Here is an 18,221-nt window from a genome sequence, read left to right as displayed (position 1 = left end):
TGGTGCGGAGGAGCGATCGGGCATTCAGCTCGGGGCTCGGACCCCCTCGCGGTCGGCCTGGCCCAACGCGGGCCCAACCGGCCCCCTTCGGGGCCTCAGCGTCCGACGAGGTGGGGGCGGAGAGGTCGCCTCGCGCCGGCGCCTGGACGGTCTGTGCGGGCGCGATGGCGGCTTCGGCGCTCGCCGCTCGCGTCGCCGGTCCAGCGGGCGCGGGAGGGCCTTCCGCGCGTCCCTTGCCGGCCAGTTCGGGGATCGCTTCATCCAGGGGGGCGAAGTCGCCCAGCCGCAGCTCGGCGACCTTGCGCGCGGCGCGCCTGTAATGATGGATCTGGCCGCTCGACTTGTGCCCGGTCCGATCGGAGATCCACGTCTCCGTGCGGCATGGGCCCGCTCGGCCCGATGAAAGCACGCTCCTTCGGTGGACCGCCTGCTTCGACAGCTCACGGGCGGGGCGGGGCAACGCGGCGGCTCGGGCGGGCGCGTCTGCCGCCGCCCGAGCTGCCGCATCGGCGGGGCGCGAGGTCAGAACTGCGTGAAGAAGCTCCAGATGGACGAGCTCGCGAAGCTCGGCGTCTGGTGGTCACCGGCAAACTCGCAGCGGTGCACCGGGTATCCCTCCCGGCACCCTTGATAGGCGACGCACGAGTTGGAGCCTACGGGGCTCGTCTCGGTGCTGCAGCCGTTCTTGCGCACGAAGACGTCGAGCGCCGCCCTTCCGGCCGAGATGGGGACGACGCTGTCGGACAGGCCGTGCGACATCCAGACGGCGACGGGCTGGGTGTTGGACTGGTTGCAGCCGCTGTAGAGGGCGCCGGACATCGGCGCGATGGCTCGGAAGACGTCGGGCATATCACAGCCGAGCGCGTTCGACATCATCCCCCCGAAGCTCCACCCGGTCGAGAAGACGCGGCTCGTGTCGACGCATAGGTTGGCTTTGAGGGAGTCGACCATGGCGCGGGCGAAGGCGATGTCGCGCCCGCCCGTGTTGGCCCAGCCGTTGTCGATGCCGTTCGGCGAGACGAAGATGGCGCTGTTGTTCGCCAGCGCCTTGAGCCCATAGTACCCGTTGTTCACGACGTCGTTGGCCGATCCGCCACGCCAGTGCCAGCCGAACACCAGCCGATACGCCCTGTTCGGGTCGTAGTTCGCCGGAATGTCGAGCACGTACTGGCGCGTGGTGCCGTTGACGTTGATGGTGCGGTTACCGCTGGTGAGGGAGGTGGGAATGCCGCAGCCGGCGCTGCGCGTGCCGGCGGAGCCGCCGCCGCCGGAGCCGCCAGTGCCGCCAGTGCCGCCGGTGCCGCCAGAGCCGCCGGTGCCGCCAGAGCCGCCGGTGCCGCCGGTTCCCGAACCCACGGGCGTGAGTCGGAATTGCTGATTGGTGCCGCCGTTCGACGCCCATTGAATCACGGCGGTGCCGTCCGCGGTGCCGCGGCCGTAGACGTCCAGGGACTTGCCGCTGTGGCGCGCGGTGAGGCGCACGACGCCGCTGGCGACGTCCGTGAACGACCACTGCTGGTTTGTCCCGGTCCAGCAGGAGTATTGCTGGACGGCGGCGCCGTCGCTGGTGGACGCGCCCGCGACGTCCATGCAACGGTTGCTGTTGACGTTGCGGATGCGATAGTAGCCGCCGCCCGCCGATTCCATGCGGAACTGTTGCCGCGTCGAGCCGTTGCAGCTGGCGATCTGCATGGCCGCTGCATCAGCGGTGCTGCCTCCAGCCACCTGCACGCATTTTCCACTCTGGACGCCGACGATCGTGTAGACCGCGCTCGTATCGATCGTGATGGCGCCCTCGAGCGAGCCTGCCTCCTCGATCTCGGCGTCGTACGCCCCCTCGGGGCCGATGACGCACGACACGGCGAGGACGCCCGTCGCCGCCGCAAGCAAGCTCTGCTTGGTTCCGAATTTCATCTTGTCCTCCTCGTCATATTAAGTAAGTAAAACTGGAATCTTCTCACTGCTCAGCGCTGCCCTTGCGTAGGTCGGGGTCGCTCGCCGCGCGCTCAAGGCATCGAGCAGCTGCGTTTGCCGTACAACACAACCAGAATGTTCATGGTGCATCCCCCCGGAGAGCCTGCTGCTGGGCGGGATACGTCGGGTCGCTTCCGGGGTTCCCGCCGCTGCCGGCTACACCGGAGTCCCACCGCCGCTAAGATCGTTGCTGCAGCCACGGTCACCACTGGCCAGGACCGCGATCCCAGCCGCGAGCAACATGACCGTTCGCTACTTCATGACCGTCTCCTGGATGCGCATGACGGCCGATCCGGAGCGAAGAAAAAGCATGACGACCGGCCGATAGTGTGAGCGTTCACATGTCCGGTGTCAACTTCGATCGACCAGCCTGCCGCCCGGCCAGCGAGGTGCGCGCTGCTGTGAACATTCATAATTTCACCCAGCCAGCGCGCTCGCGTGCTGAGCCGCGGCACGCCATCCAGCTCGCCCCTGCTACCGGGCTCAGCGTGGGCCCGGGCCACTCGGCACCACCCCCGCGCGACGAGGGACGACCTCGGGCGCCACAGCGCTACGGCTCTCCGCCGGCGGCGCTCTCCTGGCGCTGCCGGACCGCCCGCGCCCGCCGCTCGCGGTTCCTCGCCACGCGCGCCGCCCGGCTCGCCAGGGGCTCCAGCGGTAAGAACATCCCTGATGCGAAGGAGTGGAGGAGTGCCCCACACGTGACCACCACGAGATTGATGAGCCGCGGCGCCCCGTCGGGCGCACTGCTGTCCAGGAAGTCGAGAGGATGCCACGACCGAGCCGGCGCTGGCCGGCGAGGCACAGGATGGCAACGGAGGAACCGATGATCCGTAGGACTCGTACCGCGCTCGTGTCTCTCACGCTCGCGCTCCTGCCCGCCTGCGGCGAGGCCACGGCGACGGCCAGCGCGGAGATGGCCCTGAGCGAAGAGCTCGGCGCCGCGGCGCTGGTCGAGGAGCACGACGAGGGGAATGTCGCCTGGCGCATCGACGGCGACGGCCAGGTGAAGGCCGCGATCACCGCCAGCTCCGGTGTGCGCATCAAGGAGGACGTCGGCGGCACGCTCGTCTGGAAGCTGCCGTCCGGAGAGGCGCGGACGATCCCGCTCGCGATCGACGCGAGGACGGGGCTCCTTGTCGCGGCGGGGCCGAAGCTCGAGGCGGACCTGACGGAGATCAGCTACACGCTCACGATCTCGGGCAAGCCGTGGAGCGGCGTGCTGCACGTGCCCGCGGGCGGCACGGCGGAGCTCGTGGCGAGCGCCAGGGTGAGCGCTGAGAGCAAGGTGTCCGAGGTCACGGTGGGCCCCCACGGCGGCTCCGTCCAGGTGGTCGGCGACGACCGGCTCGAGATGGTCGCGAACGAGGCCACGGGAGAGGTGCGCGTCTATGTGCTCGATGCTCACCTCAAGCCGGTCGCCGTCGAGGGGCGAACGCTCAAGCTGGGTCTCGTGGCCGAGCGGCCCGAGGTGCTCGTCCTCGCGCCGGCTTCTGCCGGATTCTACTTCGTGGGCAAGCTCGCGGCGGTGGTGAACCCGCTCCGACTGACGGTCGCGCTCGGATTCCGCGGCACGACGCGCGTGGCGCTCTGGGGCTACCGGCCGGGCGTGCGCGTGATCGCGACGGCCGCGCGGGCGCCGCGGGTCAACATCCTCGTGAAGAGCTTCGTCGATGGGCCCGACGTCGACGTGCACGCGGGCGCGCGCGCCGACGTGGACGTGAAGGTTCACGATCATGATCGCGGCGACGACAAGGTCAAGATCATGGTGCACGACAAGGACCATGGTGGCGGCGACAAGGTCAAAGTCATGATCCACGACAAGGACCATGGCCGCGGCGGCACCAAGATCATGATCCACGACAAGGACCATGGCGGCGGTAACACCAAGGTCATGATCCATGACAAGGACCATGGCCGCGGCAACACCAAGGTCATGATCCACGACAAGGACCATGGCGGCGGCGGCAAGGCGAACGCGCATGGGAGCAGCGGCGGCGCCGCAAAGGCAGGCGGCGCCAAGGGCAAGCGCTGAGCTGCGCCGAGCCCGCAGGTGCCGCCGTCGGGGCTTGACGTCTCCGAGGCATTCGGACTTCCCTCCCCCGGCGCTGCCCGAGAAGGATTCGATCGAGGTGAGCTGAACTTCGACATGCTCGGCTCGCCGCGCTGCGCACCGGGCTCATCCAGGCCTCGCGCGCTCACGCGGCCTCACGTGCCGGGCCTATCGCGCGCCGCCCGCTCGATCTCCTCGATGACCTCTTCGGGCCGGACGTCCTTCTTCAATTCGTCCAGGGTTGCGTCCTGTCCGCTGGTGACACCGAGATGCCGAGCGATGTCGTCCACGAGGCCGATCAAGCGCGTGACCTCGTGCTCGGCGAGGAGGTTGATGTGGAGATCCAGATCTGCCCGTTTGTCCGCGAGCGCCTGCATCCGGTTCTGGCTGATGAGCACGAAGGTCGACAGGAAGATCGCCTCGACCGATGCGATCATCGCCAGCATCACGAAAGGGAATGGGTCGAAGGGCTGGATCCCGGGGACGACGCCCAGGTTCAACAGGATCCAGCCCCCGAACAGGAGAGCATGGATATAGACGAAAGTCATGCTCCCCGCGAAGCGGGTGATCGCGTCCGCCACCGTCTCTTGATGGGTCTTCCCACGTTCCATCTTCTCTTGTACGGCGATCAGGGTCTCTATGTTGCGCCGGACCAGGTTGTTCAGCTCGCTCGTGTTCGCGTGATGTCGATTCCGCTCCATCGGGGCCATGCGGGATGCAAGTTTCGCCCCCACCGGACGACCCGCGCCCTTCCCGGCGTGGACCGTACCCGCAGGAGATGACTGGCTGCTGCGCCAGCCCGCCGGGCGTCGGGAGGGTGTGGCCCCAACCCGGGCCCAACCGCCGGCGCCCCGGCCTGGTGCGCGCCAGCAAGCTCCCGCCCTCAGGGCGTGAACATGCCCGTGTACGTCTGTGCCTGGGCCAGCGTCGCTCCTCGGTACTTGAAGGGCGCCTGTCGCGTGTGCGTGCCCAGGTACGCGGTGATCTGCACGCTGTAGTACCGCCCGCTCTCGAGCACGCCCTCCGGCACCTTGACCGTGGTCGCCGTGGTGTCGACGCTGAGCACGCTGGTGCGCTGGCTCAGCACCGCGCCGTCCGCGTCCTTGACGTCATCGTAAAGGAAGACGACGACGCGATAGCCGTCCGGCTCGCCCAGGTCGGGCGGCTCGAAGGTGATGGTCGGTGTCGCGCCGGCGCCCTCGGTCACCGTGTCCACCGGCAGGCTCACGCCGTCGATCCGCGGGTCCCGCGGCAGGCCGAGCAGCGGCTCCACCGCCGCGCCGTTCGCGTCCTCGGCGCTCCTGACGACCGAAACGAAGCCGCGCAGGCTCTCCTGGACCTCATCGACGGGATGCATCACCCGCGTTCGGAACGCCACCCTCACGTCGAGCAGCTCCATGCCTCTCTCGGCGTACGGGTTGCCGTACCGGTATGTCGCCGCGTGGTCGCCGGGGTGGAACGTCGTCAAGGCAGCGTTGCACCCATCCGGGCAGAGCTCGGGCTCACACGTGTCGTCCGTCGAGAAGCAGATCGGGTCGACCGGCTCCTGGCCGCTCGTGACCTGCGCCTGGAGCAACGTGGGTGTGCTTCCATAGAGGGGCACGCCGGTGCCGGGCTCCTGGTACATCACCATCGAGGTGACCGTGCTCGAGAGGACGGCCGGCGCGTTCGCCGTCACCTGCGCGATGAACCGCGAACTCCGGAGGTCGGCCGCGAAGCTCGACAGCTCGAGCGGCGCGAACGAACCGCCGAAGGTGATCGCCTCCCCGTCTTGCATGTTCACCTCCCGCGTCGAGAACGACGCTTCCGCCGCCTCGTAGGTGAACGAGGACCAGGGATCGTGCGGGTCCGCCTGCTCCGGCGGCGAGCCGACCTGGTGCTGGACGAGCTGGGTGACGTGCAGCACATCGCCCCGGGAACCATCGACCAGCGGCCGCCCGCCGTCGTGCGACGCCGGGAAGACCTTCGCCTTCCAATTGAACGCCCAGCCCGAGCAGGCCGTGTCCCCGTCGGCGGGCGCGCCTTTCGTCCCCTCCTCCGGGACGAGCGAGGCGATCGCGTCGACATTGAAGCTGTAGAGCTCGAGCCTGTCCTGGAGCGGCTGGACCACCGCGCCCTCCGCGTCGAAGCTGAGCTGGTGCCAGGGCCTGAGCCCGTCCGCGGTGAGCGCAGCCTCGGTGTCCTGCGTCGCATTGCTGTTGTCGGGGCGCCCGGAGTACGCGCGACCGAAATCGACGGTGCGCGCCGTCGCCTGCAGCATCACGCGGCTCTTCGGCGCGTTCGTCGCGCGCTCGTCCGGCGCGGTGGTCGTCACGATCCAGTACTCGCCCTCGGGCACCGCCGGGATCTCCCAGCGCGAGCCGTCGGCCGACAGCGCGCCCGGGAAGGCCTGCACCGCGCCGTCCGCGGCGATCACCTGGGCCTCGACGGACTCGTACTCCGACATGTCCCGACTCACGGTGATCTCGCCGCCCTCGGTGACGTACCGATCGGTCAGGCCGAGGACCACGCCCTCGAACGGCGCTTCGTCGTTTCCACATCCCGGCACTGCCGCGAGGGTCGCTATCACCAGCACTGAAGAGAGATGAGTCCACGTGCGCATCGTCCCAGTAGACGAAAGCGTTCACAAGCAGCGCAAGCGGAAAATTCCGCTCGACACGTTTCTCCCGGAGACGCGCTCGCGGCCAGGCGCGCTCGCCTCGGCCGCTCACGCGGCGACGAGCATCCGTTCCCCGTCGCGCCGCGCCGCCGCCCACGTCTCGTCCCAGGCAGCGTCGGCCTCCGCGCGCGGGAGCCGGCCGAAGGCCTGCACCTCCTTCCGCTCGCCCTCGACCTCGGCGTCGTCCGCCGGCGGCGCCGGCGCCGGCCCGGTCATCGCGTCGCCGACCGCCTCGCGCACCTCGCGCCCGCCCTCGGCCAGGCAGTAGGCGAGCACGCGCCAGCCGAGCTCGGCGTGCAGCGCCTCGTCGCGCGCGATCTCGCCGAGCACCGCGCGCACGCCCGCGTCCTTCGCCCCCGCGAGCGACCGGCGCGCCCGGGCCGCCGCCGCGCCCTCGCCGAGACAGCCGTCGTGCCACGCCTCGAGCGCCATCCGCACGAGCGCCGCCTGCCGGTCCGCGTCGCGCGCCGCCGGAGGCGGGAGAAGCGCTGGCCTCAGGCGCCACCCGGCGAGCTCGCTCGCGATCTCGCTGCACCGCGCCGTGTGGCGGACCTCGTCGCCGAGCGCGCCGAGCGCCCGCGCCACGAGCGACGCGGGCGCGCCCACCGCCGCGAGGTCCCGCGCGAGGGCGAGGAACGCCGGGATCGAGCCGCACTCGGCCCGCGCGCTGTCCAGCCACGCACCCGCGAGCGCCGCCCGGGTCGCGCGATCGAGCCGCGCCGGGCGCGACGCAGCAGGGCCCAGCCCGAGCGCCGGCGGGAGCACCACCCCATCGGCCGTGCGCAACGGCCGGCCGTCGATGGCAGTGGACCGCTCTCCGAAGATCGGAGCGGCGTGGACGCCCACGCCCAACATCCCCTCGGGGGCGAACGGCTCGCCCGACAGTGGAATGGCCGCGCCCGCCGAGAAATCGACGACCGCCGGGTCGAGCAGGCTGGCCATCACACCGACGTGGAGACCGTGCTGCCCAGGGAGCAGGTCGCGGTAGGGGGTGCGGTACATCCAGCCGAGCTCGCCGTCGATGCTGGCGTCGCGCGACAGATCCCCGCCGCCGTGGGTGCCGATCGCGAAGCGGCCGGCAGAGAAGTTGAGCCATGTCGCCTGCGCGAACGGACCGAATCCCATGTGCCCCGAGTCGAACGCTCCGGGCACGCTGCCCTCCATGAGGAACGTCGCGCGGAGGTCGGCGCCCAGCCCGAAGGCGACGAGCTTCTGGCCGAAGGAGACCGACAGGGAGACCCCGACCGACATGGCAAAAGAATCGTCCTCGGCGCGCGCCTGGCCGGGCAGCGAGACGAGGGCGACGACACCGAGGGCGGCGAGCGTGGGCGGGAGCGCGCGGGAACAAGAGGACATGGAACCTCCGTAAGCCAAAAGGGAGACCAGGGATCGGTCTCGGCTCCAAATTTACCAGAGGGCGCGAACCGGCACGACCGCGGTGGATGACGGAAAGCGGCTCTGGAGGGCGGGAGCACGCGCCGCGCGCGGTCCGTTCGGAGCTCCATGTCGCCGTGCGACCGGCGATGAGCGAGCGCGTGGCGGAGAAGATGTGACGCGCAACGGAGCGCGTCATTCCGGGCGGAACATCACACCCAACAGCCCGCGAAAAAAGATTGACTCTCGGTCCCGCGGCGCCGCCACATAGCCATCTGGGTGTTGCAAAAAATTTGCCGAATTGAGAAATTCCCCTCGCCAGGCGGATGGGGCACCAGCACCCTCGGCTGGGTTGTGGGCCCCCTGTCTCTCGCCTGCTCGACCTCGGGGGTGCGGCTGGCAGCAACGCTCCTGCTTAACACGAGAAAGGAAACGGAGACCATGACACGCACTTATCGCCACTTGCTGCTGCCTCTGGCCCTCGCGCTCTTCTCGCACGTGGTCGGCTGCTCCGGCTCAGACTCGGAAGCGGACGCCTCGACCAGCGCCTCGTCCACCTCCGGCGGCACCACCTCATCCACCTCCGGCGGCAGCACCACCTCATCCACCTCCGGCGGCGGCACCACCTCATCCACCTCGGGCGGCGACACCACCTCATCCACTTCAAGCGGCGACACCACCTCATCCACCTCGAGCGGCGACACCACCTCATCCACCTCGAGCGGCGACACCACCTCGTCCACCTCGGGCGGCGGGACGACCGAGAAATTCAGCTTCTTCGTGACCAGCCTCGCCGCCATGCGGGAGCTGTCGGGCTCCCAGGACGGCTTCGGGGGCGACCTCCGCTTCGGTGAGACAGGGCCGGGCGCCGGTCTCCGCGGCGCGGACAAGATCTGCGCGACGATCGCCGAGAAGAGCCTCCCGGGCGCAGGAAGCAAGATGTGGCGCGCGTTCCTGAGCGCCACGGCAGGCGAGGACGGGAAGCAGGTCAACGCGATCGACCGGATCGGCGAGGGGCCCTGGTACGACCGGCTCGGCCGGCTGGTCGCGAACGACAAGGACGAGCTGCTCAACACGCGCCCCAGCGGGGCCGACGCGGCGATCATGAACGATCTGCCGAACGAGGACGGCGTCCCCAACCACCAGCCCGACCCGGGCCAACCCGAGGTCGACAACCACGACACCCTGACGGGCTCCAACGCCCAGGGGCAGCTCCAGGGCGCCACGGCGACGTGCAAGGACTGGACGGCCAAGACGGGAGACAGGGCCGAGGGGGGACCGCAGCTCGGACACTCGTGGCCAAGGGGCGGCGGCGGCGGCCCGGGCGGGGGCGGGGGCGGGTCCCACTGGATAACGTCCCACAATGCGCCGGGGTGCGCGCCGGGGGTCAATATCGTGGACTCGGGAGGCCCGGCGCCGGGCTCGAACACCGTCGGCGGCGGCGGCGGCTACGGCGGGATCTACTGCTTCGCCCTGACGCCCTGACGCAGGCAACCCGGCGCGCGCCGCCTCCCGGCCGACAGCACCATGCGCCGCCCCGAGCTGCCAGCTGAACGGCGAGCTCATCGAGCTAACCGCGGGGCCGTCGTGCCGGCTCGGGCACCCCTCCTCCCGGCGTCAGCGGCCGCCGAAGCCGGGAGCGAACAGGGCCGTCATCCGATCCGGACGGCTGGCGCCGAGGCGGACCATCGCGTCGTCGGCCGTCCTGACGAGCGCGCGGCCCTCGTCGCCGCCCAGCACCTCCCCTAGCCGCCTGCGCGCCGCCGCGGCGCTCAGCGCGACCTCGCTCGCGTCGAACCCGGCGATCGCCGCCTCCAGGTGCGTGCGCGCGAGCGCCGCGTCGCCGCGCGTCCAGGCGACGGCGGCCAGCGTGAGCCACGCCTGGGCGCTCGCCCAGCCCACCCGCTCCCGCAGGAGCACGCCGGCCACGCGCTCGGCGATGCGCAGCAGCGGGGCCGGATCCGCCGCGCTCGCGACCGCGTCGAGCGCTGCCCGCCCGCGCAGCTCGATCGCGCCGATCCGCATCGGGCTCATGCGCAGGTACGTGGAGTCCTCGACCGCCGGCCACGCGGCCGTCAGCCGGCGCCACGCGGCGCCTGGGTCCTCGCAGTACAGATCGATGAGCACGTCCGCAAAGAGCCCGAAGAAGTGCTGAAGCTGGAACCCCTGCTGCCGCCATGCCGCGAGGGCCTCCGCGAGATCCGCGCGCGCCCGCGCCGGATCGTCCGCGGCGAGCGCGACAAGGCTGTGGCCCCCCGTGACCGTGCGCAGCGACGTGACGGCATACCTGTCGCCGCGCGCCTCCGCTTCCTTGATCCACGTGGAGAGGCGCTGGGCGAGCCGCCTCAGATCACCGAGCTTGCCGAGCCCGATCATGCAGATGGTCTGCGCCGTGCCGATCTCCCAGGCCACCCCGGTGCACCGCTCGCGGAAGATGCGCTCTGCCTCCTCTGCGTGCATCACCGTCTCTCGAAACGACGTCTCGTGCGCGGCGATCGCCCGCTGGATCCGGAGGACGCCCTCGACGCGCGCGTCGCCGGAGCGCTGGAGGAGCGGCGTCACCGCGGCGATGGCGCGCTCGACGGAGCTGCCCGCCGGCTTGCCGATGATCGACGAGAACAGCGCCATGAACGCGAGCCCGAGCGCGACCCGCCCCGGCTCCCTCGCGGCCAGCGCGAGGAGGATGTGCTGCGCGTGAAAGCCCACCGCGCGCACCGGATCGACCGCGCAGAGCCCGAGAAACGCAGAGAAGCAGACGTCGACGCGGCGCAGCTCGGCGGGATCGGTCTGGCTCGCGTCGCGCTCCTTGAACCCGAAGCCGCGCAGGGCGAGCCGCGTCCGGTGAACGAGCGCCGCGGCGAGGGCGCGGCGCTTCGTCTCGGGGTAACGCAGGCCCGTCTCGGAGAGCACCTCCCGGAGCACCGCGACGCCCTCTTCCGTGTGACCGCTCGTCAGGAGCTGCTCGGCCGCGAGGCGCTTGCAGTCGAGGACGACAGAGGGCGCCGCGGCGCCTCGCGCGGCGTCCGCCGCGCCGAGGTAGGCGCGGGCGGCGTCGGCGCCGCGGCCCGCGTTCGCGAGCGCATGGCCGAGCTGCACGAGGAGCCCGTGCCGGCGGTCGCTGCCCGCCGGCGCGCAGTCGAGCGAGAGCTGGTAGAGCCGCGCCGCGTTCTCGAAGGCGAGCGCAGCGGCGGCCCTGTCCGCCGCCTCCGCGGCGTACGCGCCCGCCCTGTCGAGATCGCCTGCGCCATGGAAGTGACGCGCGATCTGCTCGGGATCGGCGCGCCCCAGGGCCGCGAGCTCCTCGCCGAGGCGGCGGTGATGGTCCTTGAGCCGCGACGGCTCGATCTGGCCGGACGCCGCCTCGCGCACCCGATCGTGGTACGCCTCGACAGGATCGGCCTCCTCGAGCCCGCCGGTGCGGACCAGGTGCCATGTCCGCAAGGCGTGCAGCGCCGACGCTGCGTCCCCCCGCAACCCGGCGGCCCTGAGCGCGACGCGCTGCTCGATGGGGAGCCCCGCGACGGCGATCACCTCGAGGAGCCGCCGGGCGTCCGCCGGCAGATCCGCGAACCTCGCCAGGAGCAGCGCCTCCAGCGACACAGGCGGCGCCGGGGAACAGGCGTCCTCGTGGCCCGGGTGAACCTGCGCCGCGCGGCCCAGGTGGAGCGCGAGCTCCGCCAGGAAGAAGGGGCTGCCCTCGGACTCGCGGGCGATCTCCGACGCCTTGTGCGAGGGGCCGTGGCCGCCCAGGAGCGAGCGAGCCAGCGACTCCGCTTCTTCACGAACGAGCGGGCCGAGGCAGAGCTTCCGGTGCTCGGTGGCCCCCGTCCACCTGGGCGCCGGAGCGCCGAAGAGCTCCCGCAGGAGTGGACTCGATGCCTCGTCCTCGGACCGATACACGCCGAGCATGAGCATCGAGGGCGGATCGGGCGGGCCGAGGAGGTCGGCGAGGAGCAGCGCGCTGTCGCGGTCGCCCCACTGCAGATCGTCGATGGACACGACGAGCGGCCCCTTGTCGGCGAGCGCCGACAGGAGCTCCTTGAGCGCTCGAAACGCGCGGAACCGGAGCTCCTGGGCGTCGTGGATCTCGAAGGCGCGCCGCGGGACGTCCTCGATGGCCGCGACGACGCGCAGGGCGGGGAACACGCGCACGAGCTCGTGGATCCCGCGCGGCAGGAGGCCCGCGGCCTCGGACCGCGGTAGCCGCTTGAGATGGCGGCTGAGGGCGTCCAGCACGCTGTCAAAGGCCTTGAACGGAACGGACTCGCGCTCATAACACCGGCCCGCCAGGACCACCGCGGCGCGGCGGCCGCGCAAATCGTCGAGGAAATGCTGGACCAGCGCCGACTTGCCCATGCCGGAGCGACCATGGACGTAGACCGCCACCGGGCGGCCAGCGCGCGCCTCGTCGAACGCTTCCTGGAGCGCTCGCAGCGGCTCGCCGCGTCCCATGAACGGCGCGCGAGGGAGCGGCGTCGGCGCCTCGCCGCCTGGCGGCGGAGCGCCGGGCCGGGGAGCGGCGCCCGGCGCTGCCGCGAGGGCGACCGCCGCCTCGCGGAGGACGCGCAGCGCGTCCGCGCCCGTGGCCCGCGCGCGCGGGTCGCGCTGGAGGAGCTGCAGGCACAGATCGCTCAGCGCCCGAGGTGCGTCCGGCGCGATGAGGTGAGGAGGCGGCGGCTCGCCGAACGCCTTTGCCTCGACGATGTCGAAGAGACTGCCGCTGAAAGGCGCGCGGCCGGTGAGCGACTCGTAAAGGATCACGCCGACCGCGTACCAGTCCGCGGCGGCGGACAGCTCTCCACGCATGTGCTCCGGCGCCATGTAGATGGGCGTCCCGGCGATCGGGGCGTCTGTCTCGGCGGTCGCGAGCGCCGTCCTGCGAGCGCCGGTGTCGCGGGCGATGCCGAAGTCCAGCACGACCACCCGTCCGCTCTGGTCCACGAGCACGTTCGAGGGCTTGAGATCCAGGTGCAGCTTGCCCGCGCCGTGCAGCGCCTCGACGGCGTGCACCAGCTGCTCGAGCGCCTGGCAGAGGCGCGCAACGTCGACCTTGGGCTGTGGCGCAGGCTCGCCGCCGGAGGCCGTCGGCGCCGCGCCGTCGGCGCGGGGCGAGGGCGCGCGGCCGTGGAGGTTCACCTGACAGGTCGTGGCCGCCGCGGGGGAAGTCCGCTCCGGGACATGCGCCGGCGAGCCCGGGGCGGCGGCCTCGCCCCCGCGGACGTACCTGGTGAAATTCACGCCGGAGACGAGCTCCATCGTGAAGAACCAGCGCCCCTGCGCGGAGATGAGCTCGTAAAGCGTCACCAGGTTCGGATGGGCGATGTCCGCGATGGCGCGGAACTCGCTCTTGAGACGGAGGATGTCGGCGGCCTCCATCCGGAGCAGCGTCTTGAGCGCCACATCGGCGCAGCGAAGCCGATCGTGAGCGTGATAAACGACCCCCATGCCGCCCGCCCCGAGGCGGGCGCGGATCTCGAAGCGGTCCGTGCCGCCGAACCCCTCGGCGGCCGGACCGTCAGCGACGCTGTCCATCTGAGCCGTCCATCTGACCCGTCCCTGCCTCCGCGACGCGCCATCCTAACAGGGCGTTCGCCGCGCGCCAGAGCGCACAACGGCGATGAAGGCAGACGACGCGGCGTGCGCCGTCGGCTCAGCGCTCCGAACAGGCGGGCTGAATCGAGGAGAGAGGGGGGAGACGCCGTCCGCCGGCGTCTCCGAGGAGCGGGCTCCGCGATCAGTTACACGGCCCGAGGTCGGCCCACTCGGCCGGGCACCAGAAGGTCGGGTTGCTGGGCGGGCACTCCGGGTGCGACCACCAGATCTGCTGGGTCGCCGACCAGAGGTGGCCGCCGTTGGTGACCAGCGTGGAGGGCGTATACACCTGCCCCGACGACCACGCGGGCGTGCTGCTGCAGTCGTTCCCGGGCACCGTCGACGTGCAGGCCTCCCAGGTCGACGGCGACGCGCCGAGGTTCTTGTTCTGGTAGACGTAGGGCTCGGCGTCGTGGAACGACCAGGTGCTCGCGCCCGACATGTTCTGCCAGGCGCCCGAGGTCGTCTTCACCTGCTGGCGAAGCATCTTGATGGGCGCCTCGCAGGAGACCTGCGGCTCGGGGTACTGCGGGCCCACGTCGGCGAAATGCTCGATGTCGTGCGCGTACATCTCGACGGTGCTGCGCGCGTCCTGGGCGAGGAACTGCCAGCCGGCGCCGTCCTTCATGTCGACATAGAGGCAGAGCTGGGCGCCGGTCACGCTCGCGGCGCGCTCGGGCGTGCACCACTCGTACTTGAAGACGACCTGCTGCCCGGGCTGCAGGCCGCCGAGCGAGCCGCCGCAGGTGCCTCCCGAGCCCCACTGGGTGTTGCAGCTCGAATGATTCCCCGTGACGCCGTTGTCATCTCCGAAGTAGTAGACGAACCACCCATCCGGGCTGTGGTAAATGCCGGACTCTAGATTGTAGTACCACTGGCCCACCGCGGTCCAGGCCGTGGACGCGTTCAGAAGCTCGGGTACCTGCCACTCGATGAGCCAGCCGCGGGTGTCTCCGACGTTGCCCGTGTAGCTGCTCGTCAGATCGTAAGTTCCGCGCTGGCTCGCCACCCCGAGGCTCTCCTCTTCGTCCGCGCCGGCACCGGCGGTGCATGCGGCGGCGCCGAGGGCGCCGAGAAGCAACAACGCCGCGCCGATTCGCGGCAGAGCAGCGCGTGACGGATGGAGAGAACAGGTATGCATCGACAGAGTGCTCTTCTCGATCATAAGGATTCTCCTGAGAGCGAGGTTTTCCCCCGCGGCGCTGAATAGCGCGGACCGAGGCCGCCCACCGTTAAGTCGTGTTAAGCCGAACGACGTGATTCAGGGGTGGGGCGCTGGGCGCGCGGGGCCGTTCGCGGGGTAGGTCGATGCGCTGGTGGCGACATGGAGGGCTGCTCAGCCCGCGTCTGCGTCGATGATCTGACGCGGCCCGGTCACGGCAGCTCGAGGCCGAGGCCGAGGTCGAGGATCGCCGACACCGGTGACGCACGGAAGACGTCGCGCCGCTCCCCCGCCTCGTCCGTGTAAAAATACACATCGCGCGCGAGCGGCACCGCGATCCCGAGCCCGACGGCCCCGAACAGCGGGCCCACGAAGCGCCGCCGCACGCGCGTGTCGAGGCTCAGATCGAACACGAGCCGCTCGTGCCGGAACCTGCTCCGCACCGCCGGTCCCTCGACGCGCAGCGAGCCGACCATCGCGCCGGCGCAGCCCGAGAGCGCCGTCCCGCCGCGCGCGATCTCGACGGGGCACACGGACAGCCTCCCGTACGCGAGCGAGAACGCGGGCGATCCGGGCACCTCGCCCGCGACCGAGCTCTTCCACAGCGCGCCGCCCAGCTCGAACCCCGGCCCGCGCGGCGGCGTCGCGTGCGCGCGGACCCCGACCCCGACGTTCGCGGGCCCAGGCGTGAGCCCGAGCCCGCCCACCGCCTCCACCGCGCCTCCCACCCGCCAGGGAGCGCTCGGCGCCGCTGGAGCCGGCGGACACGCCGGAGGCACGGCAGCTTTCGTCGCGATGGGGGGCCGCGGGGCAGGCCGCGCCGCCGCGCCCGCGGCCGGCGCTCCCCCGGCGCCGGCCGCGGCCGGGACGCCCGCGCCGCCGGGGGGCACGAGCGAGGCGTCCGGGTCGACGAGCAATGCGATCACGAGCTCGAGCTGCTCGTCGATCGCCCGACAATCGACCTGCTCGGCCTCGATCTCACGCGACCCGATCGCCGCCCCGCCCTCGCCGAACACCCGGATCGTCGCCCGCCAGACGCCGGCCTCCTGCGCGCGCTCGATCCGCCCCTCGATGGACACCTCGCCGCGGGTGGGCGGCACGAACGCCCCGCGCCCGAGCCGCCGCTCCACGGCCTGTGCGAGCGTCGGCGCGTCGATGCACGCCTCGGCCCCTGGCATCCTCACCCACGCGAGCGACGAGGCGCGCGGCGCCGCACCTGCGGGACGATCGAAGCTGCCCAGCGCGGCCCCGACGAGGAGCGCGAGCGCCGCGGATCTCATGCGGCAGCTTATCCAGGCGATCGCCGACGCCGTCAAGCGCGGGACGCATCGCGTTCGCGAGAGCAAGCGCTGCACAACATCGCTGTCACGAGACACCGAGACAGCAGCTGCCCGGACCTTGGCTTGAAATACCCACCGAAGCCGGCGTCGCCGAGCGCCCCAGCGGCCGATGCGGTCTACCCCCGGGGAGACATCGATTCGGCCGAGAGCCCGCTCATCGGCGCGCCGTCTCCCATTCGGGGCTGCTCAGGAAGTACGTATCGTAGAGCTCCTGCACGTCGCGAAGGGTCTCGGGCGGCTCCTCGCCGTGCGCGATGCGCGTCAACTTGCGAAAGTAATCGAAGCGCTCGACCCCTGGCGTGATGACGACCAGGAGCTCTGCGCCCTTGCCGCGCGCGGCGGCGAACGCGTGGGCGACCCGCGGAGGGACCACGAGGAGGTCGCCCTTCTCGGCCGTCACGATGTCGCTCCCCGAGAGGACCTGCACGGCGCCGTCGAGCACATAGAACATCTCGGCCGAGGCGTCGTGACGATGGGGCCGCGCGCCGTCCGCGTCCTTCGCGAGCGTCACGCGTACGGTGGAGAGGGCTCCGCCCGTCGCGCTGCTGTCCGCGAGGAGCTGGATCCGCGCGGCGGGAGAGCCGACGAGCTCAGCGTCAGCGCCGCGGACGACGACCGACCGATCGAAACAAGGCTGGATGATCGACATGCCGCCCAGTGAAGCACCCGTGGAGAGAGCGCTCACCTGGAAAAGCGTACGGAGCGCGCCCGCAGCCGGGGCGCCCGATGCGCTGCGTTCCGCGCCGCCGACGGCAGGCGGCGCCTGCTCAGGTGAGCGGCAGGGCGCCCCCGGTGTTCAAGACGCCCTCGCCGAAGCTCTTGACGTCCTCGAAGCCCATGTAGTGGAAGCAGCTCACGAGCATGTCGGCGAAGGAGCGATCGCCGCGGAAATCCACGAGCCGCCCGCGCCGGAAGTGGTCGTGGGCCTTGCCCGCGAAGACGACCAGGTTGTCCTCGATGCTGTGGCTGTCGCCCTGCCCGAGCTCGTTCCAGTGCACGACGAGCGTATGATCCCAGAGCGTGCCGTCGCCGTCGCTCGTGTTCTTCAAGATCTCGTAGAGCTTCGTGTTCTGCTCCCAGAGGTGCCTGTGGATCTTGCGCACCTTGGCGAACGAGTCGTCGTCGCTGTTGTGCGAGATGTCGTGGTGCCCATCGCTGAAGCCCAGGTTCGAGTAGACGCGGTTGCTGGTGTTGCCGCTCCAGTTGAAATGCACCACGCGCGTCAGATCGCAGGCGAACGCGAGGGCGCTGATCCTGAAGAACAGCTCGCCCATGATCGCGTGGTTCTCGTCGGCGTAGGGGTCGAGCCGCTCGCCCAGCGGGGTCTTCACGCACGCGGCCGCGCCGTTGCCGGCCTGGAGCGCGCGCTCGACGTCGCGCATCGCGTCGAGGTGCTGCTGGATCTTGGCGCGGTCCTCGGCGCCGACCCTGGTGAGGAGGGAGTTGCCCTCTTCGCGCACCAGATCGATGGCCGACTGCTTCTTCGCCAGGCGCCTCAGCACCTCTTGCTGCGCGCCCCCTTCGTCGGGCATGGAGGCGAAGATCCGGGCGTAGGCCTCGTACGGGTCGGTCTCCGGCGGGATCGGGTTCTGCTCGCCCGCGGGCCCCGCGTGGGAGTGCGTGTTCCAGATGTCGTTCCACTTGTCCCCGACGCGGTACACGAGGTGCCGGTGCGCGATGCTCTCGTTGGCTTCCAGCACGCGACCGCCGATCGCGTAGTCGGCGCTCGGCCCCTCCACGTAACCGATGGTGCTCTCGGTGCCGCCGATGGGGAACGACCCGGTGCCGGACTTCCACGGAGCGAGCGAGCTGCCGCCCTGCTGGTGGTTGTCGGCCCGCTCGGACTCCGGCAGATCGTAGAAGTGCTTGTGCAGGTTGTTGAGAAAGAGGAGATCCTCGCGGTACGGCTCGAGCGGGGCGAGGAACTCGCCGAGCTGAAAGCTCGTCTCACCGCGGGCGTCGAAGCGCCTCTCCGTCTCGTCGCCGTTCGCCTGGAACACGAACATGATACGGCGCGGGGACGGCGTCGTCTGGGCTCGCGCGCGGCTCGAACGCATCGCATCGAGG

The 18,221-nt window shown here is 71.0% G+C and carries 12 protein-coding genes; 2 read left to right on the top strand and 10 right to left on the bottom strand.

Annotation, left to right across the window (positions count from 1 at the left end):
* Positions 1-522: 522 nt before the first annotated feature.
* Complete coding sequence (locus WME82_RS04195) at positions 523-1,914, bottom strand: RICIN domain-containing protein (protein WP_438041767.1); 1,392 nt, start codon at positions 1,912-1,914, stop codon at positions 523-525.
* A gap of 886 nt (positions 1,915-2,800) precedes the next feature.
* Between WME82_RS04195 and WME82_RS04190 the strand changes: the two genes are divergently transcribed.
* Positions 2,801-4,009, top strand: a complete 1,209-nt coding sequence (locus WME82_RS04190) for a hypothetical protein (RefSeq protein WP_438041766.1) — start codon at positions 2,801-2,803, stop codon at positions 4,007-4,009.
* Between the two features lie 173 nt (positions 4,010-4,182).
* Here the strand turns inward: WME82_RS04190 and WME82_RS04185 are convergent, their stop codons facing one another.
* The 4 genes from WME82_RS04185 to WME82_RS04170 form a co-directional block, all read right to left on the bottom strand.
* The gene (locus WME82_RS04185) at positions 4,183-4,737 is read right to left on the bottom strand and encodes a DUF1003 domain-containing protein (RefSeq protein WP_438041765.1); all 555 of its coding nucleotides are present in this window, start codon (positions 4,735-4,737) and stop codon (positions 4,183-4,185) included.
* A 173-nt stretch (positions 4,738-4,910) separates the two neighbouring features.
* Entirely contained in the window at positions 4,911-6,575 is a 1,665-nt protein-coding gene (locus tag WME82_RS04180; protein ID WP_438041764.1) for a hypothetical protein, read from the bottom strand.
* A 159-nt stretch (positions 6,576-6,734) separates the two neighbouring features.
* The gene (locus WME82_RS04175; protein WP_438041763.1) at positions 6,735-8,042 is read right to left on the bottom strand and encodes a hypothetical protein; all 1,308 of its coding nucleotides are present in this window, start codon (positions 8,040-8,042) and stop codon (positions 6,735-6,737) included.
* Between the two features lie 470 nt (positions 8,043-8,512).
* A complete protein-coding gene (locus WME82_RS04170; protein WP_438041762.1) occupies positions 8,513-8,860 on the bottom strand; it encodes a hypothetical protein in 348 nt (115 codons plus the stop codon).
* Here WME82_RS04170 and WME82_RS04165 point away from each other — a divergent pair.
* A complete protein-coding gene (locus WME82_RS04165) occupies positions 8,841-9,545 on the top strand; it encodes a hypothetical protein (protein ID WP_438041761.1) in 705 nt (234 codons plus the stop codon). The two genes, WME82_RS04170 and WME82_RS04165, sit on opposite strands and share 20 nt — an antisense overlap.
* Before the next feature lie 132 nt (positions 9,546-9,677).
* On the opposite strand, the gene WME82_RS04160 is transcribed toward WME82_RS04165, so the two are convergent.
* The 5 genes from WME82_RS04160 to WME82_RS04140 all read right to left on the bottom strand — a co-directional run bounded on the left by WME82_RS04160 (position 9,678) and on the right by WME82_RS04140 (position 18,160).
* Entirely contained in the window at positions 9,678-13,592 is a 3,915-nt protein-coding gene (locus WME82_RS04160; protein ID WP_438041760.1) for a serine/threonine-protein kinase, read from the bottom strand.
* A 202-nt stretch (positions 13,593-13,794) separates the two neighbouring features.
* Positions 13,795-14,736, bottom strand: coding sequence for a hypothetical protein (locus WME82_RS04155; protein WP_438041759.1), 942 nt, complete (start codon positions 14,734-14,736; stop codon positions 13,795-13,797).
* A gap of 290 nt (positions 14,737-15,026) precedes the next feature.
* Positions 15,027-16,094: a hypothetical protein gene (locus tag WME82_RS04150; RefSeq protein WP_438041758.1), complete on the bottom strand. Its 1,068-nt coding sequence runs from the start codon at positions 16,092-16,094 to the stop codon at positions 15,027-15,029.
* Between the two features lie 214 nt (positions 16,095-16,308).
* Positions 16,309-16,803 (bottom strand): cupin domain-containing protein, encoded by a 495-nt coding sequence (locus WME82_RS04145; protein WP_438044856.1) that lies wholly within the window; start codon positions 16,801-16,803, stop codon positions 16,309-16,311.
* 118 nt (positions 16,804-16,921) lie between these two features.
* Positions 16,922-18,160 (bottom strand): DUF1552 domain-containing protein, encoded by a 1,239-nt coding sequence (locus WME82_RS04140; RefSeq protein WP_438044855.1) that lies wholly within the window; start codon positions 18,158-18,160, stop codon positions 16,922-16,924.
* Between the last annotated feature and the right edge of the window lie 61 nt (positions 18,161-18,221).

Origin of the sequence: Sorangium sp. So ce128, from assembly GCF_051525245.1 — a bacterium.
In the GTDB taxonomy this organism is placed as follows: Bacteria; Myxococcota_A; Polyangia; order Polyangiales; family Polyangiaceae; genus Sorangium; species Sorangium cellulosum_B.
This window is presented reverse-complemented; position numbering and strand designations above follow the sequence as displayed.

Coding starts and splice junctions, on each gene's coding strand:
- WME82_RS04150 (WP_438041758.1), bottom strand. CDS start 16,094: ATGAGATCCGCGGCGCTCGCGCTCCTCGTCGGGGCCGCGCTGGGCAGC.
- WME82_RS04145 (WP_438044856.1), bottom strand. CDS start 16,803: ATGTCGATCATCCAGCCTTGTTTCGATCGGTCGGTCGTCGTCCGCGGC.
- WME82_RS04175 (WP_438041763.1), bottom strand. CDS start 8,042: ATGTCCTCTTGTTCCCGCGCGCTCCCGCCCACGCTCGCCGCCCTCGGT.
- WME82_RS04140 (WP_438044855.1), bottom strand. CDS start 18,160: ATGTTCGTGTTCCAGGCGAACGGCGACGAGACGGAGAGGCGCTTCGAC.
- WME82_RS04195 (WP_438041767.1), bottom strand. CDS start 1,914: ATGAAATTCGGAACCAAGCAGAGCTTGCTTGCGGCGGCGACGGGCGTC.
- WME82_RS04160 (WP_438041760.1), bottom strand. CDS start 13,592: ATGGACAGCGTCGCTGACGGTCCGGCCGCCGAGGGGTTCGGCGGCACG.
- WME82_RS04185 (WP_438041765.1), bottom strand. CDS start 4,737: ATGGCCCCGATGGAGCGGAATCGACATCACGCGAACACGAGCGAGCTG.
- WME82_RS04190 (WP_438041766.1), top strand. CDS start 2,801: ATGATCCGTAGGACTCGTACCGCGCTCGTGTCTCTCACGCTCGCGCTC.
- WME82_RS04170 (WP_438041762.1), bottom strand. CDS start 8,860: ATGGCGGCGAGGCTGGTCACGAAGAAGCTGAATTTCTCGGTCGTCCCG.